This is a genomic window from Paenibacillus sp. NMA1017 (genome assembly GCF_058895805.1).
This window is the reverse complement of sequence record NZ_JBZXYR010000003.1, coordinates 219,838-245,713: the sequence shown is the minus strand read 5'-3', so window position 1 is coordinate 245,713 and position 25,876 is coordinate 219,838. Positions and strand designations below refer to the sequence as shown.

The following is a 25,876-nucleotide window of genomic DNA, read 5'->3' as shown; positions in this document are numbered from 1 at the left end:
TCCAATATATAAACATATCTTACTTCATAACCTTAAACTCATATCCCTGTTTCTTTAGATATTCTATAATTTGCGGCAATGCTTTGGCTGTTTCTTCTTTACCATAGGTGTCATGCATTAGTATGATAGCTTTTTCTCGACCTTTGGCTGATCTCATAAATTGGTTGATTAGTGCGGGTGCTTTCTTGGATTTTCCCTCTGCATCCTTCGTTAATACATTCCAATCTACCTGATGATAGTCCTTTTGAAGTAAGACTTTATCCAAAGCAGCCATCCCCTGTGGATCTCTGCTATTCCATGTCATGTGGCCCCCCGGAAACCGGATCATTCTTGTGCTGAATTCTGGCCCCAGAATACTTTTTAGCACCTTATTGTTTCTCTCAATATCCTGCATAACATGGTCCGTGCTTACCCGCCTGTTAGGATATAAATACTTATAATTATGAGAGTACGTGTGGTTTCCTATCGCATGACCTTCTTTAACAATTCTTTTGATAATGTTTCTGGTATGTTCATTTTCATCGGCTTCTTTTCCTACGATAAAAAAGGTTGCCTTGACCTTCTGTTTTTTCAGAATGTCTAATATTTTAGGTGTTACCGTCACGGATGGACCATCATCAAAGGATAAGTAGGCCACTTTTTTACCATCGGCTCCATCGGGCATCTGCCCTAGCATTTGCTGTTTTAAATATTTTTCGACAAAGGCACCATCTTCTACTTCGGGGTCGCTTTTTGGAGAGACTGCTTTACCATTTGCCCCCGCATTTACTTTACCTTTGGATGAGTCTTTGGATACGGAATCTGTTTTTTTAGCAAGCTCCTGTGTTGGCGCATGCGATTTGTTATCTGAGACCTTTATTGCAATGAAAGTAATACAGCCTGCCACAAATAATATAATAGCAATCAAAATCAGTCTTTTTCTGTTCCTCTTCAAGCGGTGCTCTCTTGTCCTACTATGTGAATAACCCTTTTCCATGAGCTTATGTACCTCCACACTAAAATAAGAAAAACCACCGGATCAGGGCTGATGTACACACCTTAGAATGGACATTGGAAAAACCCTTAGGTTTAGCCGATGAAAATTTAGGGATGCACTTCAACCAGAGGACAACCTACTCCCGGTGGCTTTCTTGTCTTGCATTTGCATAATTTATGAGTATCATTGCAGTTTATTACGATTGTTTCGTTAGGACCTGAGCCAACAAGGACGCATAAGCTTTAGCACCTTTAGGTTTTAAATGTACTCCGTCATGCTCGAAATATGAATTTTTACCAGAACTGGCTGCATACCAGTCAATCATTGTAATTCGCGGGTCCTGAGACGCTGCTTCGGCAAGATGCTTGTTCACAATGCTCTCCCATGGCCGAGGCACACGGGTATTCACGAGTATAATACGTTTCGTATCCTTCAGACTGGCGAGCAAATTCGCCAACTGATCCTTGGTGAAAGCGCCGTTCGTGCCCAGCTCAATGATAACTGTCTTCCCCAGCTGTCCGTTCTGTCTTAGCTGCTCCAGTACGGCAGGTGCCTCGGCCATCTGACGACCGATCCGCCCATCTACAACAGCTCCCGGGAAGGATTCCTGAATGTACGACTGTACATCCAACATGACAGAGTCTCCGATGGCGGTCACACTCGAACCATCACCTGTCATAGGCGTAGCTTCTTGGGGTTTGTCCGAAGGTTGCGACGGTTTCGGAACATCATCCGTAGTACCAGGCTGGACCGCTGTACTCTTAGGCGTCTGAGCTTGAGACGGGACTGGGGTCTGCGCCTTGCTGCCCTCGGACCCTTGCAGCTTGGTGCCTTGGGTCCCCTTGGAAGCCACGGATACCGTTCCGTGAAGCGGCGGCATCGCCTTTGCCTTTGCGACTGGCTTCTCATCACTTGATGCCGCCTGAATAGTTGCATCAGAAGATGTCACGTACAGGTGGACGGTACCCACGAGAATACCTGCAAAAAGCACAGCCGCTGTAGTTGTAGGCATCCATCTCCACCGCGCCTGTCTACGAACCGCTGAACGAATTTCTGTGATCCAGTGGCGGAATCCTCCATGGCGGATCGGCTCCTCAATATATTTAAACGAGAGAGACGCCAGCAATACGGTAGCTAGCAATTGTAAAATGATGCGCATCACATGCACGCCATCGGTATCTACTTGAGGCGTCGTTAGCGTAATAACCGGAACATGCCACAGATACAGTCCATAGGAACGGGCTCCAATCCAGCGCAGCGGCTTGATTCCAAGGAGACGACCAAGGTGGCTTACCGGATGTGCCAACGCTGCGACCACAATAGCACTGACCAAAGCAATGCCCAGCAGGCCGCCCCGGTATAGAGATGGGTCGTATTCATTCGAGGCCCACGCCCAGTGACAAAGCAACAGCAAGCTTATCGCACCGATGCTATCCAGAAGCATACGCGCTTTAGGAGAGGCTTGCTCTTTCAGCTTGCCGCTTGGCCACACCAAGGCCAGCGCCGCACCAATCAGTAAAGCAAATCCACGCGTATCCGTGCCATAATACACCCGGCTCGGATCGCTTCCCGGTACGTAAATCACAGCCATCAGGAGCGCAGATATTAACGCCAGACAAGTTACCCAGCCTGCGAGCACAATACGCTTGGGCATGTATTTTAGCCCGAGCGCCAGCAGTAAAGGCCACAGAATATAGAACTGCTCCTCCACCGCCAGTGACCACAGATGCCCAAGCGGAGAAGGTGGACCAAAACTTTCAAAATACGAAACCTGATGGAAAATAAACCACCAATTGCTCATATACACCAATGCGGCAGGTACATCTCCGCGCAAGGCCGTGAGCCGTGACGGATCGAAAAGCAACGAGCACAGGACAATGACAGCCACAACCGTCAACATGGCAGGCAGCAACCTTCTGGCACGCCGCAGCCAGAAATCTTTCATTTTAAAACTATGATATGTATCCCACTGACTAACCAAAATATCTGTAATCAGATACCCCGACAAAGTAAAAAACACGCCTACACCCAACAAACCACCCGGCAACCAATCCGGATTCAGATGATACACAATGACTGCGATGACCGCCAGCGCTCTTAAACCATCCAAACCTGGCATATAACGACGTTGTGACGACAACCGATTAGACTTCATTTCAGCCGCCGTCCTTCTTGCAAATTCAAGCTCCCTGTCTGTTTCAATGCTCTTCTGCCCTTTCCCTCTCCTGCACATCGTCTGCGATGCCCTGTAGCCTTTTCATTCATTATATAAAACTTCATAATCGTAATGATTTCAATGAAGTTAAAATTAATGACAATGTTTTTATTATATCATTCCTTTCCACAGTTAGGTAACCACTGATAGATATACAAAAAAAGGCATCTCTTCCCTTAGGAAGAAAATGCCTTTTTATTCGTATTCTATTCTCTTAAAATTTGATGATACCTGAGGTATGAAGGAAGACCAACAACATCAGGATCGGTGCAACATACCGAAGACCGAACAACCACACGTTGAACCAGAAGGGTTTGATGTTCGCATGCTCAGCCGCAGTCTTCCAGTAATAACCTGTGAATATAACAATCAACAAACCGCCTAACGGTAAGAAGATGTTGGATGCGGTAAAGTCTACGAAATCAAAGAATGATTTATCCCCTACTTTTAGTTCAGGCACCAGCCCCATGGACAATGCAGAAGGGACGCCCAGCATCAAGCACAGAACCGATACGACGATAACGGAGCGAACCCGGCTCCAACGCATACGCTCCATGACATAGGCTACTGGAACTTCCAGCAAGGATACCATAGAACCTAACGCAGCAACTGCCAGCAATACGAAGAACAAACCGCCGAAGAATGCACCAAAAGGCATTGCCGAGAAAGCAGCCGGTAAAGCAATGAAAACCAGCGATGGTCCTTGAGCTGGGTTAATTCCGAAGGAGAAGGTTGTAGGGAAAATAATCATACCTGCGATAAACGCATAGATTAAATCTCCGCCACCAACTGCCAGCATGGCTCCACCCAGCGATTGACGGCGATCTACGTACGCACCGTACGTGATCATAATTCCCATCCCCAGTGAAAGTGAGAAGAAGGCATGTCCCAAAGCAACCAATGCAGACTCTATACTTAGCTTAGAGAAGTCGGGATTCAGAAAGAAGGATACGCCCGCACCAGAGCCTGGCAGCATAAGAGCGTTAATCATCAACACGAGCAACAGGATGACCTTGGCAGGAATCAAAATTTTATTGAACTTTTCAATCCCGTTTGATACCCCAAGAGTAACCACGACTGCTGTAAATGCAAAAACAACTAACAGCCAAACCAATGGCGCATACCCGGAGGAAAAAGAAGCGAACTGTCCAGCAAAATCATTATTTGAAAACAGATTTCCGCTGAATGCCTCTACGGCATAATGCAGTGTCCAGCCTCCTACAATGGCATAAAACGATAAGATAACAAACGGCACGATAACAAACATGATGCTCATCTTGCCCCAAATCGGATGACCGCCTACTTTTACCATTGCAGAAGCAGCACTTCCTCGACCTGCACGACCAAGCGCAAGCTCTGCTAAAAGTACAGGCAAACCAACAAGCAACAGGCAGACAATAAACAATAAGAAAAATGCAGCTCCGCCATATTGTCCTGTAATATACGGAAATTTCCAGATGTTGCCTAGTCCTGCCGCACTGCCGATCGCCGCCAATATAAATCCAGCAGACGAGAAGCGTTCATTTTTATCAGACAGGCTATTCTGCCCCTTGCTCAAATTCATTATATCCCCCTCATTCTCTCTACTTACGCATAAACATGAGCATGCGTACATAAATAATTTTTACTCATTATAGCGTAAGTAGGATGTAAGGTCATGCATATTTTTTCACTATTACCGGATTTATTTTCATAATGTTCGGTATCTACACAATACAACAGAAAACTACATATTTTCTTCAACATCCTTCTTTATTATGGTCTCTCCCATGCGATTAGATACTTTTTGATAAATATACGAAATCGCCAACAGTACAACACCAAAAGAGAAGTAGGCTACAATCGTGCTTCCTGTCGTTAACAGGTGCAGATCATACAACAGCAGCTTGCCTGTCGACAGCAAGGTCAAGCCCAATCCAAATCTGCGAATGTAGACCACTCGCTTGAGGAAGCCGTATACAATATACAAAATGGCCAGCAGCAAATACACCAAACTGAACACAAGACCAGCATCCCCCAGGCGGAACTGAACTCCGAGAAAGGCGGTTATGATGCCCAGCAAATATACACCCATAATGACCGGATACAACTCATTACTTCTATAATGTCGGGTCATCAGTGCGTTCAGGAAATCCCTGCTACTAAAGAATACCAGCACATTAAAGGCTGCGAGCACCACCAGCGCCACATAATCAGCAGCCGTATTTAGCGCATAATTTTCATGCAAAGTTGGAATCGCTACGGTGGCCACCAGTGCCAGCGCATAGCCTATGACGTACAACGCCAAGCTGTAGTATTTAATCACCCGATCATACAGCAACCTCACCTTAGGCAGGAAATAAGCCAATACCAGCGATACGCAGGTATACAACAATACTTTGTACAAGGTGTAATGAGCAAACTCGTCGGATACAACGATGTTATACCAATGCCCGGCTTCATACAAAAGGTAGAAATACACGTTCACCAAAGCTACATATTTAAACCCTTGCATGATATGCATTTCGTACAAACGATTGTTTTTGAAAGCATTCGGACGGCTAAATTCAATCGCATAGAAGACGGTAACGATCAACATTCCCAGTGTAATGAGCGTATATTTGAGTCCAAAATAATCCGTCTCAAATCCTGACAACAGGTATATAGGAAAATCGACGAAAAAGAATGCGCCCAGACACAGTAATAAAATGCCCCAGCCAGCTCGTTCCAATTCCTTCAACCGGTAACGGTGCCCATATAATGTAAGAAGAACCGCTTCGATCAACCAGCCCATGGATAACCATCTAACTCCAAACTGGAACGGAATCATAAGGATGGCAAAGGTCAACGAAGTCGCATAAAATAATATTTTGGTTTGTTTTTCCTCTGGAATATATCGCCGGACCCATTGTCCCAGGCCCCCGTACACCACGCAAAAGACGAGAGCCAGCAAACCTTTGTAATCATCCAGGCCTGCATCGCTGAACAGAGAATACAGAACGGAACAGCTCACGACTGTATTCAGAGCCAATAGAGAAAAATCCAGCCATGACAGTTTTGTTTTTAAACGGAACGGCACCCACAGCGTCATCCCGAGGTACATCGCAAATGTAATGACTGCATACAGCATGCTCGCTACGGCGCTTTCCGACAACCACGCCAGCACAATCATCAAGGGCGTATTAAGCAAAAAGCTGATATATTGCACGACGACCCACCGTTTGCGGAAGGATACAAGCAGAATCAGCAGATTTAACAGGAACAAATATCCCATGGCGATATACACGGCGTTCCCTTCCAGCCCGTTCGCTGCCATATAGGAAAACAGCGGGAGATATCCCCCTACTAAACCGAAAGAGCATATTGTTCGAGATTCATACCTTAATGACAGTAGCACAGCGGTCACCGTAACGAATACGGACAAGCCTATGCCTGTATACATTCCTATGATTTCTAACAAAAAGTAGCTGTAAAAAATCGATCCGTACAGTACAGAAATACCACCGCCCAAAATACCGAGCGCAAAGGTCTGCTTCTGCTTGCGATACAGCCATTCGCCGCCGCCCAGCATCAGCGCTCCTAGCAGAAAGAAGGCCACACCCTTCATATTTCCTGTAAACCAGTTCGAGTATGAGTATTTAAAAGCGGCTCCCACACCCAATATAATGAGCAAAATCCCCAGCTTGTTGATCCAGTTCAAGCCTAGTTTCATTTCAAACTGATTTTGTTTCATGCGCTTCTGCATCGTTTCTTCGCTGATCTCTTCTTCTCCGAACTGCTGGAACTCGCTTACCGTCTGATGAAGCAATTTACGCTCGGCCTCCTGAAACCGCCTGCGTTGCTCCATAATTCGGTCTCGAATCTCCTCTGAGAACAGTCGTAATCTGGCGACGATCTCGTCCTGATCTTCTTTAAGCTCATGCGTAGTCTGCTGAATAAGCTGGTCCACCCGGTTTTTAGCCCCATATTCAAAGGATGTCAGCCGATTTTCCCCTTCTGTGGTTCTGGAAGCAAAATAGGTCTCCAGCTTTTCACGCGAAATGCGAATCATATTCGCCTTTTCACTCAGCATTTGCTCCGTCAGCGCAGTGCGCAGCTTTCCATTTTCCTGCTCAATATGTCGTACGCGCTCTTCCAAGTGAATGCAGCGAGCCTGATAATCCTCGAACTTTTTTCGCAGAACCTCATTCTCCAAAATGATATCTGAGGCCTCATAGTCCGCGATTAATGTTTGATACTCCTTGAGCAGCTTGTTCTGTTCTTGGCGGATCGTATGTAAACGATCTTTAAAATCCTCCATGTTCTCCTCCATCGCTGTCCATTTTGGTAATCATTACATTTTACATGAAATTAAAAAGGCATTATAGAGACTATAGCCCATTTTGAACGTGAAATTGAGGCCATTCCTTAAATATTCTTCCAGTTTCATCATCGCAGATGAAGTAGAATGGATATACATATGAAATAAAGCCTATCTCTCCCCTTCGCAAACATGAAACCCGCTTGAATGTGTTGCAGAGTATGCCCTTGATTACCCTGCCGAAAATCCGTATACTAACAAAAAAGCAAACGATAATATGCCTGTGAAGAGCATCCAACTCGGAGGCGTTTACGCCAAGGACCATACGTTAGCGTAGGATATGGCGATATGTAACTAAGTAAACCGGACCCGCCCGTTACAGCGGAGCAAAGTGGATTGGAGAGTCATGACATCTGTCATGCTGTCCGGTCAATTTGGGTGGCACCGCGAGATCAAAGCGCTCCTCGTCCCATGTGGATGAGGGCGCTTTTTGTATTTTTATCCGAAAAGGAGTGCGGTGTCATGTTGGATATCAAATGGATCAGAGAGCATCAAGAACAGGTTCAGACGGCAGCAGACGGCAAAGGAATACAGGTATCCGTCGCGGAGCTGCTGACCCTGGATGATCGGAGAAAACAGCTACTTCAGGAAGTGGAACAGCTTCGGCAGAAGCGTAATCAGTGCAGTCAGGATATTGGTGCGCTAATCCATGCCGGCCAGAGTGAACAGGCAGAAGGGGCAAAGCGGCAGGTCAAAGAAATTAACCGACGGCTAGATCTTCTGGAAGCCCCGCAACAGGAAATAGAGGAGCAGTTTCAACAGCTCTTGCTTCTAATGCCCAATATCGTATCCCCAGATACGCCGCGAGGTCAATCGGATCAAGATAATGTAGAACTGGATCGAGTCGGAACGATACCCGACTTCGGATTTGAACCCAAGGATCATATGGCGCTCGGTGAGCTTCACAAGCTTATCGACGTCCCTCGGGGTGTCAAAACAGCCGGTACCCGTAACTACTATCTGACGGGAGCAGGGGTTGCATTGCATCGGGCTGTGCAGCAGCTTGCTGTTGATCTGCTAAGCGAACGAGGATTTCAGCTGTTAGATGTTCCATTAATGGTACGCTCGGAGGCAATGCGCAGCACTGGCTTTTTCCCGCTCGGGCTGGACCAGACGTACCGCATCACAGGAGAGGATCAGTGGCTTGTAGGCACTTCGGAAGTGCCGCTGGTCTCGTATTACAGCGGTGAGATCGTGGATGTTACCGACCCGATCCGGTTGGCAGCCGTGTCCGTATGCTTCCGCAATGAGGTCGGCTCGGCCGGAAGGGATGTGCACGGATTGTATCGTGTGCACCAGTTTGCCAAGGTCGAGCAGGTCATCATCTGCGAAGCCAGCCTGGACGCTTCAGAGCAGATGTTTCAGGAGATTACGCGCAATGCGGAAGACCTGCTTCAACTGCTGGAGCTGCCCTACCGCAAGATGGCTGTGTGTACAGGCGACATGGCACAAAAAACCTACAAGCAGGTGGACATTGAGACATGGATGCCCAGCCGCCAGGCTTACGGCGAGACACATTCGTCGTCCCAGCTGCTTGATTTCCAGGCGCGCCGTTCCAACATCCGGTACCGGAATGCGGATGGCAAGCTGAAATATTGTTACACGCTCAACAACACAGCGGTCGCTTCGCCCCGGATTCTGATTCCGTTGCTGGAGCATCACCAGCAAGAGGACGGTTCGATCCGTATTCCAGAGGCTTTACGCCCATATATGCCGCAAGGTATGGAATTTTTGCGTACTCCCTTGTTATGAAAACAGGAGCGCACTTTGGAAAGTAGTACCCAATGAGCAGGATTTCCCATTGTAATCATCGCAAAAAAGACGAAGGACATATATCCTTCGTCTTTTTTGATGTCTCATTGTGTCATTGTGCTTCTGCTTCCCATGCGCTGGCAGGGCCAAAGAATTCATAGTGAATATCCGAAGCAGGGATATTCCACTCCTTCAACAGGCCGTATACCGATTGCATGAATCCCTCAGGGCCGCAAAAGTAATATTGTGCGTTACGTTCCGGTATCACGGATTGCAACCAGGCCAGATCCAAGCGGCCTTCCTTGTGAAAAGCCTGTGCCAGCCGATCCTGCTCCGTTGGTCTGCTGTAACACCAACGAACTGCAGCTTGTGCATGTGTGGCGACCAGCTTTTCCACCTCATTACGCAGAGCATGGTTATCTCCGTTGACTGCTGCGTGGACAAAGGTGATAGGCCGATGCGGAGCAGATTTCACCAAGGAAGCCAGCATACTAACCATTGGGGTTAGCCCGACCCCACCGCTGATCAGCACGACAGGTCTGCGATCTGCCCGATCCAGCGTAAAATCACCCGCCGGTGCAGATACTTGAAGCACATCGCCCTCTTGCACCTGCTCATGCAGATACACGGATACTTTACCTGCCGGGCGGGACTCTTCGGCATCCTCGCGCTTTACAGATATCCGGTAGTGAGATTGGCCTGGTGCATCTGAAAGACTGTATTGACGTATGTGGGTATTATGTTCGCCCGGAATTTCCATCTTTAAGCTGATATATTGCCCAGGCTCGAATTCAGGCAGCACCTGCCCATCCTGCGGCACTAAATAAAAGGACGTAATTTGGTTGCTTTCCTTAATCTTTTTCTGTACAACAAAGCTCTTAAAGTCTGACCAGCCTCCCTGCTGCTGTCCAGCCTCCTTGTACATTTCAGCTTCCATGTCTATAAATACGTTAGCGATCACACCGTAGGCTTCGGCCCATGCGGCAATGATCTCGTCTGTAGCTGCATCTCCCAGTACGTCCTTGATCGCAGCGAGCAGATATTTTCCGACGATAGGATAATGCTCAGGCTTAATTCCCAAACTGCGATGCTTATGTGCAATCTGGCGGACCACCGGAAGAATTTCCTCCAGACGATCAATGTGCTGTGCAGCTGCGTATACCGCATTGGCCAGCGCCCCCTGTTGACGTCCTTGCTTCTGATTCGCGTGATTGAATATATTGAGAAGCTCGGGATGGGCCTCAAACATCATCTGGTAAAAACGCTTGGTGATTGTAGTTCCGTGTACCTCCAAAACAGGTACAGTCGATTTGATCGTTGCAATGGTTTGCTCACTTAGCATCTTTGTATCCCTCTTCTCTCCAAAATAAGATAACAAAGGGTATTTCAACATATGTCCCATTTGTTAATCCTCAATTTAAAACCCAGTATACCCACATAAAGTAACCGATTATGTGATTCTAGTCACTTTAAATTTGAAATATTGCATGAACGTGTCAATGACAAAACGCACAATCACAAACATTTTACACTTAACTGACGAGCTTTTCCAAAGTAGGCAAAAAGGGAACGTCTTTCATGCTGAGCCGGCGGACGGTGTCCATATAATTAAACGAACCGCTCCATTCTAAAGACTTCAATTTATTCCACTTGTAAACGCTTCCAATTAGGATAAAATCGAAGATGAGGTGCCGGACAAGCCGTTCCGCCCATCCTATCCGTGTTAAAGGAGGCAGATGATATCGTGAAGTGGATCAACAGTAGCAAATGGTTAGCCGCATGGATTTGTATCCTATTCGCAGTGGCCAGTGCGGGTCTTCAACCCGATGCAGCACACGCCAATACAACAGGCGTTACGCAAGCAACCTACGGGAACGAGGTGAACCAAGCGCTGAATGGTTTGGACGTCGCCCATGCTGAACTATCCCTGAGCGCAACAGCAAGCACGGCCATTACGAACGGAACGGATTGGAAAGATACCGCAGGTAACCCCATTCAAGCGAACAGCGGTAATATCCTAAAAGTAGGTTCCACTTATTATTGGTACGGCGAGCACGCCGAAAATTGGAAATTTGAAAAAGTGAACGTATATACCTCAACCGATTTGAAAAATTGGTCCTTCCGCAGCACTATTCTCACCAAAGATTCCGCCCCTGAGCTGAATTCGAGCAAAATTGAACGTCCCAAAGTCATCTACAACAAAACCACCGGAAAATATGTACTATGGGCGCACTATGAAAATGGCACGGACTACTCACTAGGTCGTGTAGCCGTCGCTACCAGCGATACACCCGACGGAAACTTTGCATACCAAGGCAGCTTCCGCCCGCTGAATTACGAGTCTCGGGATATGACGGTGTTCACGGATACTGACGGTAGCGGCTACCTTATTACAGCCTCCCGTAAAAATGGCGGCGCCAACGATACGATGGCGATCTTCAAGCTGACAGCCGATTATACAGGCGTGCAGTCGTTCGTTGGCTGGATTTTTGAAAATGGCTATCGCGAAGCTCCTGCTGTTGTGAAAAAGAACAATACCTACTATCTGTTCACCTCGCAGGCATCCGGCTGGTATCCGAATCAGGGTGCTTACGCAACCGCCAGTTCCATGACTGGAAGCTGGTCTGCTCTGTCGCCCTTCGGTGATCCGGCGGCTTACGGCTCGCAAATCCATTCCATCGCCACGATTACGGGCAGCGCAGGAACCAGCTACATCTATATGGGCGACCGCTGGAATCCGCTCAATCTGAGCGACCACAAATTCATCTGGTTACCACTAACTCTGAATGACTCCAACAAAACAGCAACCCTGAACTGGTACAGTAGCTGGGATATGGATGCTGCGACAGGCACAGTAATCCTACCGTCCCTTGTGAATCACGCACAGGGCAAAACAGCGACTGCTAGCTCAGCCGCATCCGGTTCTCCAGCTTCACTAGCGAACGACGGCAACGCCCAAACCTCGTGGAAGGCTGCTTCTGCATCCTGGCCCGCTTGGTGGCAGGTCGATTTGGGCAGTACCAAGGCCATCAGCGAAGTGGATATTTCATGGTTTATGTACAAAGGATCTGAAGCGTATTACAAATATAAAATTGAATACAGCACGGATGGAGTTAACTACTCCACGATTGATCGCACAGGTAATACCACGTATGGCTTTACCAGTGACAAAGTCAATTTTCAAGCTCGCTACGTGCGAATCAACCTTGTAAATGCAGTGCTATTCAATAATCCGAACAACTGGTATACCCCGACGGTGCATGAAGTAAGATTGCTTGGCAATTAACTTTCACACTTGGAATATTGCCTTAATCCTAAAAAAATATCGCACAGCTCTTGCGCAATGTTGTACCCATTTGCAGGAGCTGTGCGATTTGTGTTGAACCGCTATGTTCGAGTGCCTCTCTTAGACTCCTGAAGTGTCACAGGCCGGGCAGTGATAGTAAGTCACAGATAATCAGATATCAAGCGCTGCATGATATCCTTGATATATTGCAGTCGTGATCGTAGATGCCTTAACACAATCTCCGATTTGTGCAACATAAGGTGCACAATCAATTAACTCATCTACTACGTTTCTTCTTGGCCGTTGTCCAAGCGCACAAATGACTGAAGTACCTGGAACAAGATGTTCTTCACCTTTTTGATCAGCGCAAACAACACCTTCTTGTGTAACACATAGCCCTTTAAATCCTAAATGAACATGAATGTTATTCTTTTCGATTTCTTTTAACATAATCGGACGATGTCTAATATTAGCATCCGGAGCCAGGTCCGTTCTCATCTCTACCAGATGAACAGTCTTACCTTCCTGGGCAAGGTGAATTGCTGCTTCGCAGCCTGCCAGACCGCCTCCCAATACGACTACGCTATCGCTGACCCTATCCTTCTCCAGATAGTAGTTATTAACAATGACTACGTTATCACCATTCAATCCAGGAATTGGAGGAACAATGGCTGCGGAACCAGCTGCTATAATTAACGCATCAACATTTTCTTTCTCTGCGTACTCTTTAGTAACAGGTGTATTCAAACGAATCTCAACGCCGGCGTCTTTGGCCAGCTTCCTGAGAGTAACACCTAACTCATACATCTCATATTTAAAAGGAATCGCCTGTTCTCCCCTCAAAATACCGCCTACCTCGCCAGACTTCTCACATAAAATAACTTTATGTCCGCGTTTAGCTGCAGTAAGAGCTGCATAAAGTCCGCCTGGGCCTCCACCGGCTACTAAAACCTTGCGTGGATTAGGGGAAGGGTATATTTCTGTTCCATCCATCTCACGACCAATTAATGGGTTAACCGTACAGCGTCTTGTGGATGTTTCTGCACGTTCTGCCATACAGGTGAAGCATCTCAGACATTTAATAATGTCCTCGTCGCGGTTACTCATCACCTTTTTTGGAAGCTCTGGATCAGCCAGCAGTGCGCGAGCCATTTCAACAACATCCGCCTGACCGCTGGCAATGATTTCTTCCATTTGAGCCGGGTCATTTAATCCGCCAACCGTTGCAACTGGAATACCTACATGCTTCTTGATCTCTGCTGCAAGATAAACGTTACTTCCATGAGGCAAGAACATCGAAGGATGTGTGATACCAAAGCCTGTCTGATAAGTTCCAGCAGATACATGGAGCAGATCGACTCTTGATTCGATTAATTTAGCAATTTCTATACCTTCTGTCAGGTCATAGCCGCCTTCAAATAACTCCGAACCACTCATTCTAAACTCGATTGGGAAGCCAGAGCCCACCGCTTTACGAACACTGTCCAGAACCTCCTGTGCAAAACGCACCCTGTTTTCCAAAGATCCGCCATACTTGTCTGTTCTGCGGTTGAAATAAGGAGAAAAAAACTGATTAATCAACCATCCATGTCCGCCATGAACCATAATCATTTCATAACCTGCTCTTTTAGCCAGTCCAGCACATCTACCATAAGCTGCTACGATATCATCAATTAATTCTTGCGTAAGTTCCTTTACTTCTCTGCCGTCTGGACGTACTCCGGGGCTGGGGCCCCACTGAGCAAGTCCTTGTTTCTTATTTTTGTCAGTCAGATAAGTTCCTGCATACTGTCCAGAATGAGACAATTCCACACTGGCAATTGCCCCGTGACGGCGAATAGCGTCTGCAGTATAGGTAAAACTAGCAAGAGAATCTACTGTCCCCAGATCCAGATGGTACATATGGGAAGCTTCTGTCTCGGGATGAACCACGACTTCACTGACCGTAACTGACGCAGCACCGCCTTTTGCTCTTAATTCATAAAAAGCTGTAGATTTGGGTCCAATAGTGCAGTCTGCTGTAATATCCGTGCCTCCCATAGGAGAGCCAAACATTCTATTTCTGAAAGTCACATTTCCAATTGTGATTGGTTTACATAGATTGGGATATTTTCTTTGCATGATCTCATGCTCCTTATCTGTATTTATTGCTATGGGTTAATTGATAGCTTTCTGATTCATATCCACAGCCATCTTCTGATTTTTCCGGGTAGTGAACTTATATACAAATGTTAGAACAAGTCCTGTTATGCCAAGTACGGCCGCAATAACAAAAGCTCTCTGATAGCTACTGTCTGTGCTGTAAACATGACTCATAATGGATGGGCCAAAGTAGCCTGCTGTTGCAAATCCAATAAACATAATTCCATAATTCACACTATTATTTCTCACACCAAACTGATCGGCAGTAAATCCAGGAAATACCCCCATCAGTGCACCAAAGCATAAACCAATAACTGAAATACCAATATAGAATGTCAACACACTACCTTCGCCTGAAAAATAAAGCAATGTGAGTCCTATGACCGAAAAGACAGAAGAAAATGCCAGGGTATTGATTCGACCGATTTTGTCCGAAATATAGCCTGCGACGATTCGTCCGCCCGTGTTAAACAATGCCAATACGGAAACAACTGTCGTAGCGGCTGCCGCAGACATCCCAATCATTTTCTGAGCTATAGGAGAAGCTTGTGATGTACACATGAGTCCGGCAAAAGCACCACACATTAATAACAAGATCATGATATAAAACAGAGGGCTTGAGAGCATGCCTTTCCAGTCTTTGTCGTTCTGAATAGAACGGCCAGCATTTACAGTTTTGGGTGTCCATCCTGCAGGGACAAAATCAGAGGGACATTTCTCAATGAAGAAAGAAGCAGCACATACAATAATAAGAAATGCTATACCGATGATAATGAATGCTGATGTCACACCAGACCTACTGATTAAACTATTGGCAATAGGAGGTATAATAACTGAGCTTATTCCATAAGCAGCCGTTGTTATACCGCCAACTAATCCTCTTTTGTCAGGGAAAAACTTAATAGAGTTGCTAATTGTGCATCCGTAAACCATTCCCGTTCCTAGGCCGAGTACGATACCGTAAGCCAATACCAGGTAACCTACAGATGTTGCAAATCCTGATAAAATCATACCGCCTCCAAACAGCAAGCCCCCTACAAAGATCACTTTCTTGGGCCCGAACCGATCATTAATCCAGCCACCTGAAATCATCGTGATAGGACCTACCGAATTTGTAATCGTAAATGCTATAGCCAAATTCCCCGGTGTTAAACTAAGTCCTGTTACGCTACTCAAATATTCTGCCATTGGGGCAGAAAATACACTCCACGCGTAAATTGATCCAATACACAGATTAATAAAGCAGCTTGCAATCAGAATAATCCATCTCTTTTTTGTAAGTTCCACTAAGATCTTCTTCTCCCTCGTCGTTGTATTGTGAAATCATTCACATATTTCGAATTAATATTAACACGCACTTTCGAATATATCAACAGAAACATGTATGTATTTATATGATTTGTCAAACGTGTTTTCAAATATATGTATCGATCTTATTTTGGACTCGCTAAATATGTTATACTTAACCAATAAACGACGAATATGTATAAGGAAGAGAGCCTTATGAGAACTTTAAAATATGCCATCCTAGGCTTGTTAAATAAAGAACCTATGACTGGTTATGATATCGGTAAAGAATTCAGTAAAGATTTAGGCGAATTTTGGACTGCAAAGCACAGTCAGATCTATCCAGAATTAAAAAAACTGCTTAATGAGGGACTTATCGTCTACGAGATCCAAATTAGCGGAGAAGTTTTGGAAAAAAAATTGTATTCGATTACGGAGAAAGGCAAAGAAGATTTTTTACAATGGTTAAAAAAAGCAGAGCCTATTGAACCCACTCCCAAAGATGTGTTTAGGCTGAGAATGTATTTTTCTAATCATCTGGATATAACAACCCGATTATATTTGTTGGAACATCAGCTGCTTCAACATCAAGATAGGCTGGAACATTTACGCAAAAATAAAGAACGCTATGAAACTATTCCTCCTCTTGATAGTGATAATTTTGGCGATTACCTTGTATTAGATGGTGCTATTTTACGCGAAACTATAACCATACAATGGATAGAAAGTTTTATTGCTTATTGTAAAAAATAGAACGTCTCCTTTTCCCCTAAATGGTTAACCAAAAATAAGCATAAGGATCCGAGATCTGTAGCTCGAATCCTTATGCTTATTCTTTTATTCTTTACTTATCAACGCATCCGATTCACTGTGGTAAACACAAATTTATCGTACCGATGCCGCGAGAACGAGTATTCAAATGGTATACCTGTATCCAGATAACCCACCTGTTCAATTTCCAAGATTGGATCATCCGCTGCACAGTCCAAATGCTCCCGATCCAGTTCTGTTGACTTGGATGCCCGGATGGTACGGTGTGAACCGACAATATTAAGTCCCAGCTCCTCCTTGATATGTTTGTACACCGAGCCGTACAGCACCTCCTCAGTAATACCGCTGATCAGCTTCGTGGGCATGTATGTGCGCTCGATAACGTAGGGCTCACCCTCCACGACACGCAGACGGATCACATGATATACAGGAGAATTGGCATCAATAAATAGATGGGTCGCTACCTCTTCAGATGGAAATTGAACGTCAAAGGCGACAATTTTATTTTTAATTTCTTTCCCGCGCAGTACGTTAGTTAGCCCCAACATTTCATTCACGACGACGTTAACAGGACCATTGTGAACCGATTTGACGATAAAGGTTCCGTGTCCTCTTTTACGATTCAGCAACCCGTCCATCACCAATGTGTCCAATGCCCGCTTAATCGTCATTCGACTGACACCAAATTCTTTTGCCAGTGAGATTTCATCGGGAATCGGATCATCACTGCTATAGGTCTTATTCATAATCCGCTGTTTGACCTCTTGTGCAATCCGCTCGTATTTGTTCATCTGTCTACCACCTGTACTAAAAATTGTTTTATGTCAGCATTTTACCAAAACATCGGTAGCGCTGGTTCTTTTTGTTCTGCAGGCGGGACGTTAAGGTATTACGGTATAAGTAAGTATACCGAACATTATACTTTCTCACCAGCGGCGTACAGCACAGCTCTTTGACGATGATGAAGAAAAAAGGCGGTCCAGAGGACCACCTTAGAATCCGTTATTCTCGATCACCTGTTTGAACCAGTGCCCGCTCTGTTTAACGGATCTCTTGCCACCGTCCTGAAGATTGACAGACACAAAACCATAGCGATTCTTATAAGCATTCGTCCAGGACCAGTTGTCCATAAACGTCCATAAGTGATAACCCTTCACATTGGAGCCTTCTGAGATCGCTCGTTGGACCCATTTGAGATGCTCACGGATAAAATCAATGCGATAGTCATCGCGGATTATGCCCTGTTCATCTCTGAACTTTTCTTCACCTTGAACGCCCATTCCGTTTTCTGAAATAAAGCATTCAATGTTGCCATAATTTTCTCTGACATTGGTCAGAATGTCGTAAATGCCTTTCTCATAAATCTCCCAGCCCCGCATCTCATTCATCTTGCGACCAGGCATGACGTAATAATCGAAGAAACGTTCCGGCACAAAAGGCGCATCCGGGTTCGGCAGACTTTCGCGAGCCTTGACTCTGCGCGGCTGATAATAGTTAATACCCAGCAGGTCCACAGTGCCCTGGCGTATAATCTCCCGATCTCCTTCTTCCGTTAATGGTAAAAATCCTTCTTGGCGTAACAACTCCACGAGCAAAGGATTAAATTCTCCCGTCACAGATGGGTCTAAAAAGGAACGGTTAAAGAACGCGTCGCATATTTCAGCAGCCTGCACGTCTGCCGGATGCTGACTACGCGGATAAGTCGGCGTCAGGTTCAAAATAATTCCGATTTTGCCCTTATAGCCGCCCTCTCTGTAAGCCTTAATGACACTGGCGCTCGATAACAGGGTATGATATCCCACCTGTACGGCTTTACCGAAATCCACTTCATTCGGAAAGTGGAAATCGTATAGATAGCCGCCTTCCACCGGGACAATTGGCTCGTTATGCGTAAACCATTTGGCTACCCGATCCCCGAATAACTCGAAGCAAGTGTTAGCGTAATCCACGTAAGCTTCAACCGTCTCCCGGTTCACCCAGCCTCCATTTTCCTGCAAAGCCATCGGTAAATCAAAATGATACAGATTCACAAACGGCTCAATGCCCGCCTGATGCAACTCTTCAATGACGGCAGTATAGAATTGAACTGCCTGCTGGTTCATTGCACCTTTCCCTGCCGGAAACAGGCGTGACCAGGAAATAGAGAACCGGAAAGAGTTGTGGCCAAGCTCTTTCATGAGTGCAATATCCTCTTTGTAACGGGTATAGAAACGGGACGTATCGGCAGGACCGACCCCGTCATAGAAACGGTTCGGCTCCTGCTCAAACCAATAATCCCAAATGTTCGGTCCTTTGCCGTCTCCCTCCACGGTTCCTTCTGTTTGGGTAGCCGAAGCTGAGGAACCCCACCAGAAGTCGGATGGAAAACGGTATTGAATGGTTTGCTGCTCTATATCTTTCATTTCGGTATGATTCACAGCTCTACTCCTCTCTCTTTTGCAATGAATAAGCTGCTAATCTAGCAGCTTATTCACATTACATTCCAATAGTTTGATCCTTACCTGCAACGGTTGCTTGGCTAAGCTCCTCTTCCTGTTCTTTACGAACATTAACCCGGTCAATAATTTTCAGGAATGGGAACCAGATGATAAAGACGACAGCCATATTAAACAGTTGCAGTACACCACCCATCAGTGAACCTGTACCCATCATTCCGCTAAAGAACAATGGCATCGTCCAAGGAACCTGTATTCCGTTTGGCGGTGGCACAATCCCGGTAGACATGGCAAAGTAAGTAATCAGCGTAACGATCATTGGAGAAATGACCCATGGAACAAAAATAAGCGGATTCATCACGATCGGCAGACCGAATATGACGGGCTCGTTGACATTAAACAGACCCGGTCCAAGGGCCAGCTTACTGACCTGCTTCAATTGCTTGCTCTTCAGGAAGAACAGAATCGAGAGCACCACAGCCAGTGTCATACCTGTACCACCGATACCTACTGTATAAATATCAACAAACTGCTTGGTGATGATATGCGGCAGTTCCGCTCCTTTGGAGTACGCTTCATAGTTTTCAAGTGCCAGCGTATTCCAGATCGGGTCCATAACCGAGTTGATAATAATTTGACCATGCAGCCCAAAGAACCATAAGAGCTGAACAAAGAAAATAGCAATCAATGTAGGGATAATTCCACTGCCCAAATGCACCAGCGGTGCCTGTACAGCATGATAGATCAAATCATGCAGATTATTGTGAAGCGTCAAATTGACTGTGACGTTGATAACCAAAAATACAGCCAGCGTGATACACGCAGGAAGCAAAGCGGCAAACGACTTGGCTACTGCCGGCGGAACACCCGGAGGCATTTTAATGATAAAGTTCCGCTGCGTCACCTTTCGGTATATCTCAGCTGCTATAAAAGCGACGATCATGCCAAGGAACATGCCTTTGGCCCCGATCCGGTCGACCGGAATGACGCCTGCAATTGTAGCACCGCTCTCTTGAGTCAGCACGAAGGGGGTCAGCATCAAGAAGCTGGCCAACGCGATCATCCCGCCAAATATGGGCTCGACCTTATAACTCCGAGATAGATAGTAGCCAATCCCGACGACCACGAATAAGGTCATGATGTTCAGTGTGGCATTAGGGGCAATATTCAGTAAATTTTGAAAACTCGTCAGATTGCCCTCGCCCATCCACCCTTTTAAAAACGGCAGATTGATAATAACGACGATAATGGAGCCAAAAACCGTTAATGGAAATGACAGCATAAATGCATCACGCAGTACAGTTAGATAGCGGTTATTGTTCAGTTTACCGGCAATAGGTATCAGTATCCGGCTTAATTTTTCAAACAAAGCCTATTCCTCCCCGCGAAGTGACTTGCATCAAATAGGTTTGCAAGCTTTTCATGTCCCAAATTCACGAACTTACATGTTCAGTTATAAATTTCTGGATTTAAACAGCTCCAGCAGTTCTAGAACCAGATCCTTCATAGTAACCGTGGACATCAGATGATCCTCGGCATGCATTAGAAGGAGCGAGAACGGAGTTTGTGTCCCTCCCGCTTCCTTCTTAACCATCTGAAAATGGATATCATGCGCAGCACGTAAATCCTGCTTGGCTTGTTTGAGCAGTTCGTCCGCACCTTCTACATTCTCATTCCGATATTCGCTCAGTGCCTGAATTACTTTACTGCGAGCGCTTCCACTATGAAGAATAAGTTGGAAACTAATTTGCTCTTCCGTCAGTTCAGCTATATTGACTTTATCCATTTTTGCGTTCCACCAGTTTCACGGCCTGTTCATAGGCTTTCTTACCGTCAACCATTCCGTAGGCCATCATGTCGATCACTTCTACATGAATACCATATTGAGCTGCTTCCTTTTCCAGTTGTCCTTTCAGAAAGCTCATTTGCGGGCCAATCAATACCGCATCAGCCTTAGCCATGTCTTCTGCCGCCTGATCTTGACCTACTGCCCAAATTTCAGCCTCGTCCCCAATGGACTTAGCATATTCCTGCATCTTAGTAACCAGCAAACTTGTAGACATACCTGAGCTGCAAGCCAGTAAAATTTTCTTCATGATTATTCCTTCCCTTCAAGGTCTTATTGGATGTTAAGTGCTAGAAAACGTTTACAGCGTAATTATAAATCCAGTCTTTTGATTTGTCTATACATTTAATTTATATGTATAGACTTTTTTTAAAATGACACGACTTCTTCACTTTTTTTCTTGAAAATGAACGTGATCCCTTATCCTTAATTTCTCAATAATAGCTGAAAATTAGAAAAATTTAGAATATCAAGAAACATTCCTACATTTTTATCGTCTATATTATGGAAGACCTTACGTATGAGGGGAAGATTTTCCGAAGCCCGAATTTAAAAAATCAACTCACAAAGGAGCTTATGCATGTTAAAAAAGTTAGGATTAGCTGCATTGATTTTGGTTACTGGCATCTCCGTCTTGGGAACAGGTTGGGCCGCATCCAGCACAACAACCATTGAAGTTTCTAAAACTGCTCTGGATTACAACGTTGCTCGCCCGCTGAGCGATGGTGCTTTTCATGATGGCTTATTAGCCGCTGAAACGTCCGCTGGAAACCTCGTGTATTACAATACCAAAGGAGAGAAAGCTTTCTCACTTCCCGCCGAGCTTAAACCCATTGATGATTTTCATGAGCAGCGAGCGGTAGTCAAAAATACAAAAACGAATCTCTACGGATACATTAACACCAAAGGGACACTAGTCATCCCTTGCCAATATACCGAAGCCAATTTCTTTTCCGAAGGGAAAGCCAAGGTCACCATAGCAGACACCAAAGAAAATGCAATTATAGATCGAACGGGAAAAATCCTTTCTCATTTTAAAGAAAATGGGAATTCAGAATATATATTTACGGACGGTCTGGCTCTTGCCTACGCTCCCAACACTGGCAAGATCGGTTTTGTGAATGCCTCTGGTCAACTAGCGATTCCTTATAAATACAAATACAGTCGTGGTTTCTCGGATGGCTTGGCTATTGTTCAGAATAGCAAAGGACTGTACGGGTATATCAATACAGCAGGGAAAGAAGTTATTCCTCCTCAATATAAATCCGGTGGAGACTTCTCGGAAGGATTGGCCCCGGTTCAAAATACCACGGGAAAATGGGGATTCATCAATAAACAGGGAAAAGTCGCGATTCCCTTTAAATTTACGGATGCCCAGAATTTTAGTGAAGGCTTGGCGAGTGTGAAAAATGCAAAAAACGAAGTCGGATTTATTGATAAAAATGGAACGCTGGTCATTAAATATCAACAAAAATATGATGTTACTACTCCGTTCAAAGAAGGCTTTGCTTTAGTCGGTAAACAAACACAATCATCCGTCTCAGACGGCAAATTCGGTTACATCAATCGTCAAGGGCAACTGCTGACTAAACTTGAGTACAGAGCGGAATCCTCCTCCTTCTCTAATGGCTATGCAGTTGCTTTTATCAAGCCAGGCAAAGCGTTTATTGTATCTAAACATTCTGTTTCGAAATAAAAAAACGACCCTGGAGACAGATCGAGTGGATCTGCTTCCGGGGTCATTAAATTTCCAATATATTGAATATAATTAGTCGTGTGTATAGAATTTCACTCCAGGCAAATCTGCTGCCACCCACGAGTAATTAATGGTATTACTGTTGTAATTTTTGGTCCCCGCCTGAGCAACCTGTACCTCTTTCAAAATCGTAATCGATGAACCCTTCGGTCTGACAACGACTACATGACCATGCCCATCCTCTTTTTTGATCCCGATCGTAGGATACCCGAGATTGGCTCTTTTTTGAGCATCCTGAAAGGTTACAGAGTACCAGCCCGGCGCTTTTTTATTCAGTAAAGCATCAGCCATTTGATTGGCTAAGCCACTCGGTAGGTCAGCCGACATCGCAGCCATCACATCCTGTGCAAAAATATTACACTTTGTTCCACCTACTGGTGAATACTTTTTGTTCGTTTCTACCTTAAAACCGTCAATTACAGATGCGTAAGTGCTTGCACTTCTAGCCATTGAAATTCCCCCTGAATATAAGTTGTAGAGGAAATGACGGAGTCGCTTGAACATCTGAATGGCTCCACATTCAATTGATGTTGGCCTCAATTCCCTCTCAACTATTAGGGTGATTTCCAGCTTACTTTAACAACGTAATACCCAAAGAAATATTCAAAATTCACAAAAAAGTAATTAGTAGAAAAGTATATATAATACATCCATAAGATGGTATAATATCTCCCAGAATGGATTTATATTTTAGCATCGGATTGTCCCAATAAATATCCTTATAGATCGCTATCTAACGGAATACATAAAATGTTACGTTAAAGGGGTTGTTACACTTGGAACCTACAACCACGATACGCGCAGAACTGGAAAACTTCATGAAACAGAATGAGTTAAACATTACTCAATTCGGTCTGGTGGCAGGTATAAACCCGGGTACAGTAAGCGGGATCGTCACAGGCAACCGTACACTTTCCGTTCAACAATTAGATCGTATTACAGCCACGTTGGGTCACCCCAAAGGACATTTTTACAAGAATTATATTGAGGAATTTTTGAGTGCAACAACCCCTAACATACGTAGAGTCAGGCCCCTCTTCTATCATTGTGCAGAATTGAACATGTTGGACTGCATTGAGCAGGTCGTTAACCTGCTCATGGAAAAGCTGGCATACGCCGATGCTTTGTTTACCATAGCTGAGGACTTTTTCCAACAAGGAAAGTTTGCAGCGTCCATCATTCTTTATGAGAGCGTAGCCGTTGGTGAGAAAAAGCAGCACTCTGAGCGACTAGCCCTTTGTCAGTACCGCATTTTTATGGCAAAGCAAGGGGACGATCAGGAAATAAATTATCAAGCTGCGATTCAATTTGAAGATTACGTTGAGCGCCTTGATGATGCCGACCAGCTCGACGCATTAAAAGATTTAGCCAATACATACCTTTCGTCGCGGCGCTGGGGCAAGTTGGATAAATGGACATATCAATTGGAATACAAAGCTAAAATTCAGTATCATTTAGCCTACCATCAAGAGGGAAAGAAAAAGAGAAGTCCAAAGAAAACAAGCAGACCGCTATTTTACTACATTGCCTATTCAAGCTTGCTTCATGCGTGCGTTTGTGAGGAAAAAGGTGACTATGAGCAAGCCCTACAATATACTTACGCTTACGCAGATTTAAGTTGGGTAAAGGAGAACGATAAAGAAGCTCAACATTGGAAACAATTGTTTAGAAAGTGGGCTCAAGCAAACATTTACACAAATAAGCTATTATCCGGGGATGCAACTGTAATTCCTGATTACCTAGAACTCAGCCAGTCAAACAAGGATGAACTACCCATCACTTTGTGCAACATTGTTGAAGCCGCCAACCGATATTATTTTAAAGTGGACGATATACTTCTACGTTTCGAATTGGAAATCACTGAATTCCTGCAACAGCGACCTGATACCATATATATATCACAAAAAAATTCTGATCTTCTTGTTTTATTTTTGCATGAGCTGTCAAAGTATTATTTAGTGAATAGTAATTTCACAAATGGTTTCCATTACTTAATCATAACTTTAGAAAAATCGGCTACATTTAATAATAAGACATTTATTATTAAATGCGTAGGTTTATTTGAGAGTTTCAAAAAACATGCAACGGTTGGCACAGAAACAGCATACCAAAACATTATTAGAGGGGTGTGTGAAAGAAATTGATCAAAAAATTAGCTATATTATTAATCGCAACTAGCTTTTTGTTCTTTGGGATCATTCCATTTCAGGCTCCTCTTCATGAGAGTGTTTACAAACCAAACACTCAACATGGGGGTGGGACATAGCATTATACATTTTGAAGTTATACTCCTTTTAACAACTAGTCTTCTGCTAGTGACAACAGCAATCATCCCTTTTAGCATCCATAAATAGAAACTCATTACAAGTTATCTAAACACACGGTAGAGTTTCAGATATTTATTAAAGCAATTTATACCTTGTTGCCAGCTCTCCAAGCTGGTTTTTCCTTTTAATGACTACAAAGCAAAAAATAATACAAATCATCATTACTGTTCTTCGAACACCTTCAAGCAATAATAAAACGCCTTCTACAGGAAGGCGCCCTAATGTTTCAGTTTAGATTTTAAACTTAAGCTCATCTTTTGTTTTTATCGTTCTACTTACAACTAATACATATTATAGAGGATCTTTTATGGTAACAAATGAAATGCTTCGAGAAACTGAGCTGTCCTTATCGATCCTTGCGCGTTTCCTATCGGGAATATCTATAGAAGCTTGTTCGGCATCCATACTAATCGTTTGATTAATGCCTTCTTACCTTCCTTAATCGCAGAATCTGAATGATTCAAAGCTTTAGCCCTCTAGTTTTCCTGCGGAATTTGTCTTCGCTATTAATTTAAAACCTCAAATGTTTAAACCAGAAATATTGTCTAATATATCGTTTCTACCCTATCTAATTCAGTGACATGTTGAAGAACTTTACTTTGATTAGAACTCTTTTTTCAAAACAACCATATTACTTTTATATAATTGAATATCCATAGCTTTACTAATACACCAAGTGGAATGATAAAAGAATTCTACTTCACTTCAGGATAGATATCCATTTCTACAGACTCAGCATTCAAC

General features: G+C 44.6%; 18 protein-coding genes. 5 read left to right on the top strand and 13 right to left on the bottom strand.

Going from position 1 to position 25,876, the window contains the following annotated elements; translation table 11 throughout:
- Positions 1-19 precede the first annotated feature (19 nt).
- From AC5ELV_RS09855 to AC5ELV_RS09840, 4 genes are all read right to left on the bottom strand, one after another.
- Positions 20-976 carry a polysaccharide deacetylase family protein gene (locus tag AC5ELV_RS09855; protein WP_493430040.1) on the bottom strand — a complete coding sequence of 319 codons (957 nt, stop codon included), beginning with the start codon at positions 974-976 and terminating at the stop codon, positions 20-22.
- A gap of 196 nt (positions 977-1,172) precedes the next feature.
- Positions 1,173-3,131 (bottom strand): acyltransferase family protein, encoded by a 1,959-nt coding sequence (locus AC5ELV_RS09850; protein WP_493430039.1) that lies wholly within the window; start codon positions 3,129-3,131, stop codon positions 1,173-1,175.
- A 274-nt stretch (positions 3,132-3,405) separates the two neighbouring features.
- Positions 3,406-4,755, bottom strand: a complete 1,350-nt coding sequence (locus tag AC5ELV_RS09845; protein ID WP_013312591.1) for a sodium-dependent transporter — start codon at positions 4,753-4,755, stop codon at positions 3,406-3,408.
- Positions 4,756-4,917: 162 nt separating this feature from the next.
- Positions 4,918-7,470: a DUF2339 domain-containing protein gene (locus AC5ELV_RS09840; protein WP_493430038.1), complete on the bottom strand. Its 2,553-nt coding sequence runs from the start codon at positions 7,468-7,470 to the stop codon at positions 4,918-4,920.
- Positions 7,471-7,992: 522 nt separating this feature from the next.
- Between AC5ELV_RS09840 and serS the strand changes: the two genes are divergently transcribed.
- On the top strand, positions 7,993-9,282 hold the full coding sequence (gene serS, locus AC5ELV_RS09835) for a serine--tRNA ligase (protein ID WP_493430037.1): 1,290 nt from the start codon (positions 7,993-7,995) through the stop codon (positions 9,280-9,282).
- Between the two features lie 112 nt (positions 9,283-9,394).
- Here the strand turns inward: serS and hmpA are convergent, their stop codons facing one another.
- Positions 9,395-10,624, bottom strand: a complete 1,230-nt coding sequence (gene hmpA, locus AC5ELV_RS09830; RefSeq protein ID WP_493430036.1) for an NO-inducible flavohemoprotein — start codon at positions 10,622-10,624, stop codon at positions 9,395-9,397.
- 402 nt (positions 10,625-11,026) lie between these two features.
- On the opposite strand from hmpA, the gene AC5ELV_RS09825 reads away from it, so the two are divergent.
- Positions 11,027-12,568, top strand: coding sequence for a family 43 glycosylhydrolase (locus AC5ELV_RS09825; protein WP_493430035.1), 1,542 nt, complete (start codon positions 11,027-11,029; stop codon positions 12,566-12,568).
- A 171-nt stretch (positions 12,569-12,739) separates the two neighbouring features.
- Here AC5ELV_RS09825 and AC5ELV_RS09820 read toward each other — a convergent pair whose 3' ends face one another.
- Entirely contained in the window at positions 12,740-14,689 is a 1,950-nt protein-coding gene (locus AC5ELV_RS09820; RefSeq protein WP_493430034.1) for an oxidoreductase, read from the bottom strand.
- Between the two features lie 36 nt (positions 14,690-14,725).
- Positions 14,726-15,997: an L-lactate MFS transporter gene (locus tag AC5ELV_RS09815; protein WP_493430033.1), complete on the bottom strand. Its 1,272-nt coding sequence runs from the start codon at positions 15,995-15,997 to the stop codon at positions 14,726-14,728.
- 216 nt (positions 15,998-16,213) lie between these two features.
- Between AC5ELV_RS09815 and AC5ELV_RS09810 the strand changes: the two genes are divergently transcribed.
- Positions 16,214-16,750 (top strand): PadR family transcriptional regulator, encoded by a 537-nt coding sequence (locus AC5ELV_RS09810; protein ID WP_493430032.1) that lies wholly within the window; start codon positions 16,214-16,216, stop codon positions 16,748-16,750.
- 98 nt (positions 16,751-16,848) lie between these two features.
- On the opposite strand, the gene AC5ELV_RS09805 is transcribed toward AC5ELV_RS09810, so the two are convergent.
- The 5 genes from AC5ELV_RS09805 to AC5ELV_RS09785 all read right to left on the bottom strand — a co-directional run bounded on the left by AC5ELV_RS09805 (position 16,849) and on the right by AC5ELV_RS09785 (position 21,299).
- Positions 16,849-17,559 (bottom strand): GntR family transcriptional regulator, encoded by a 711-nt coding sequence (locus AC5ELV_RS09805; protein WP_493430031.1) that lies wholly within the window; start codon positions 17,557-17,559, stop codon positions 16,849-16,851.
- 201 nt (positions 17,560-17,760) lie between these two features.
- A complete protein-coding gene (locus AC5ELV_RS09800; RefSeq protein WP_493430407.1) occupies positions 17,761-19,170 on the bottom strand; it encodes a glycoside hydrolase family 1 protein in 1,410 nt (469 codons plus the stop codon).
- 73 nt (positions 19,171-19,243) lie between these two features.
- The gene (gene celB / locus AC5ELV_RS09795; RefSeq protein ID WP_493430030.1) at positions 19,244-20,572 is read right to left on the bottom strand and encodes a PTS cellobiose transporter subunit IIC; all 1,329 of its coding nucleotides are present in this window, start codon (positions 20,570-20,572) and stop codon (positions 19,244-19,246) included.
- A gap of 84 nt (positions 20,573-20,656) precedes the next feature.
- On the bottom strand, positions 20,657-20,989 hold the full coding sequence (locus AC5ELV_RS09790) for a PTS sugar transporter subunit IIA (protein WP_322154766.1): 333 nt from the start codon (positions 20,987-20,989) through the stop codon (positions 20,657-20,659).
- Positions 20,982-21,299 (bottom strand): PTS sugar transporter subunit IIB, encoded by a 318-nt coding sequence (locus AC5ELV_RS09785; protein ID WP_152379856.1) that lies wholly within the window; start codon positions 21,297-21,299, stop codon positions 20,982-20,984. The genes AC5ELV_RS09790 and AC5ELV_RS09785 overlap by 8 nt, the downstream gene beginning before the upstream one ends.
- A gap of 330 nt (positions 21,300-21,629) precedes the next feature.
- On the opposite strand from AC5ELV_RS09785, the gene AC5ELV_RS09780 reads away from it, so the two are divergent.
- Positions 21,630-22,745, top strand: coding sequence for a WG repeat-containing protein (locus AC5ELV_RS09780; protein WP_493430029.1), 1,116 nt, complete (start codon positions 21,630-21,632; stop codon positions 22,743-22,745).
- A 72-nt stretch (positions 22,746-22,817) separates the two neighbouring features.
- Here the strand turns inward: AC5ELV_RS09780 and AC5ELV_RS09775 are convergent, their stop codons facing one another.
- Complete coding sequence (locus AC5ELV_RS09775; protein ID WP_493430028.1) at positions 22,818-23,255, bottom strand: hypothetical protein; 438 nt, start codon at positions 23,253-23,255, stop codon at positions 22,818-22,820.
- A 326-nt stretch (positions 23,256-23,581) separates the two neighbouring features.
- Between AC5ELV_RS09775 and AC5ELV_RS09770 the strand changes: the two genes are divergently transcribed.
- Positions 23,582-24,949 carry a transcriptional regulator gene (locus AC5ELV_RS09770; RefSeq protein WP_493430027.1) on the top strand — a complete coding sequence of 456 codons (1,368 nt, stop codon included), beginning with the start codon at positions 23,582-23,584 and terminating at the stop codon, positions 24,947-24,949.
- Positions 24,950-25,876 lie beyond the last annotated feature (927 nt).

Bases quoted from the DNA above. Each gene is read 5' to 3' on its own strand.
- AC5ELV_RS09855 (WP_493430040.1), bottom strand. From the start codon at position 976: ATGGAAAAGGGTTATTCACATAGTAGGACAAGAGAGCACCGCTTGAAG.
- AC5ELV_RS09850 (WP_493430039.1), bottom strand. From the start codon at position 3,131: ATGAAGTCTAATCGGTTGTCGTCACAACGTCGTTATATGCCAGGTTTG.
- AC5ELV_RS09845 (WP_013312591.1), bottom strand. From the start codon at position 4,755: ATGAATTTGAGCAAGGGGCAGAATAGCCTGTCTGATAAAAATGAACGC.
- AC5ELV_RS09840 (WP_493430038.1), bottom strand. From the start codon at position 7,470: ATGGAGGATTTTAAAGATCGTTTACATACGATCCGCCAAGAACAGAAC.
- serS (WP_493430037.1), top strand. From the start codon at position 7,993: ATGTTGGATATCAAATGGATCAGAGAGCATCAAGAACAGGTTCAGACG.
- hmpA (WP_493430036.1), bottom strand. From the start codon at position 10,624: ATGCTAAGTGAGCAAACCATTGCAACGATCAAATCGACTGTACCTGTT.
- AC5ELV_RS09820 (WP_493430034.1), bottom strand. From the start codon at position 14,689: ATGCAAAGAAAATATCCCAATCTATGTAAACCAATCACAATTGGAAAT.
- AC5ELV_RS09810 (WP_493430032.1), top strand. From the start codon at position 16,214: ATGAGAACTTTAAAATATGCCATCCTAGGCTTGTTAAATAAAGAACCT.
- AC5ELV_RS09805 (WP_493430031.1), bottom strand. From the start codon at position 17,559: ATGAACAAATACGAGCGGATTGCACAAGAGGTCAAACAGCGGATTATG.
- AC5ELV_RS09800 (WP_493430407.1), bottom strand. From the start codon at position 19,170: ATGAAAGATATAGAGCAGCAAACCATTCAATACCGTTTTCCATCCGAC.
- AC5ELV_RS09790 (WP_322154766.1), bottom strand. From the start codon at position 20,989: ATGGATAAAGTCAATATAGCTGAACTGACGGAAGAGCAAATTAGTTTC.
- AC5ELV_RS09785 (WP_152379856.1), bottom strand. From the start codon at position 21,299: ATGAAGAAAATTTTACTGGCTTGCAGCTCAGGTATGTCTACAAGTTTG.
- AC5ELV_RS09780 (WP_493430029.1), top strand. From the start codon at position 21,630: ATGTTAAAAAAGTTAGGATTAGCTGCATTGATTTTGGTTACTGGCATC.
- AC5ELV_RS09775 (WP_493430028.1), bottom strand. From the start codon at position 23,255: ATGGCTAGAAGTGCAAGCACTTACGCATCTGTAATTGACGGTTTTAAG.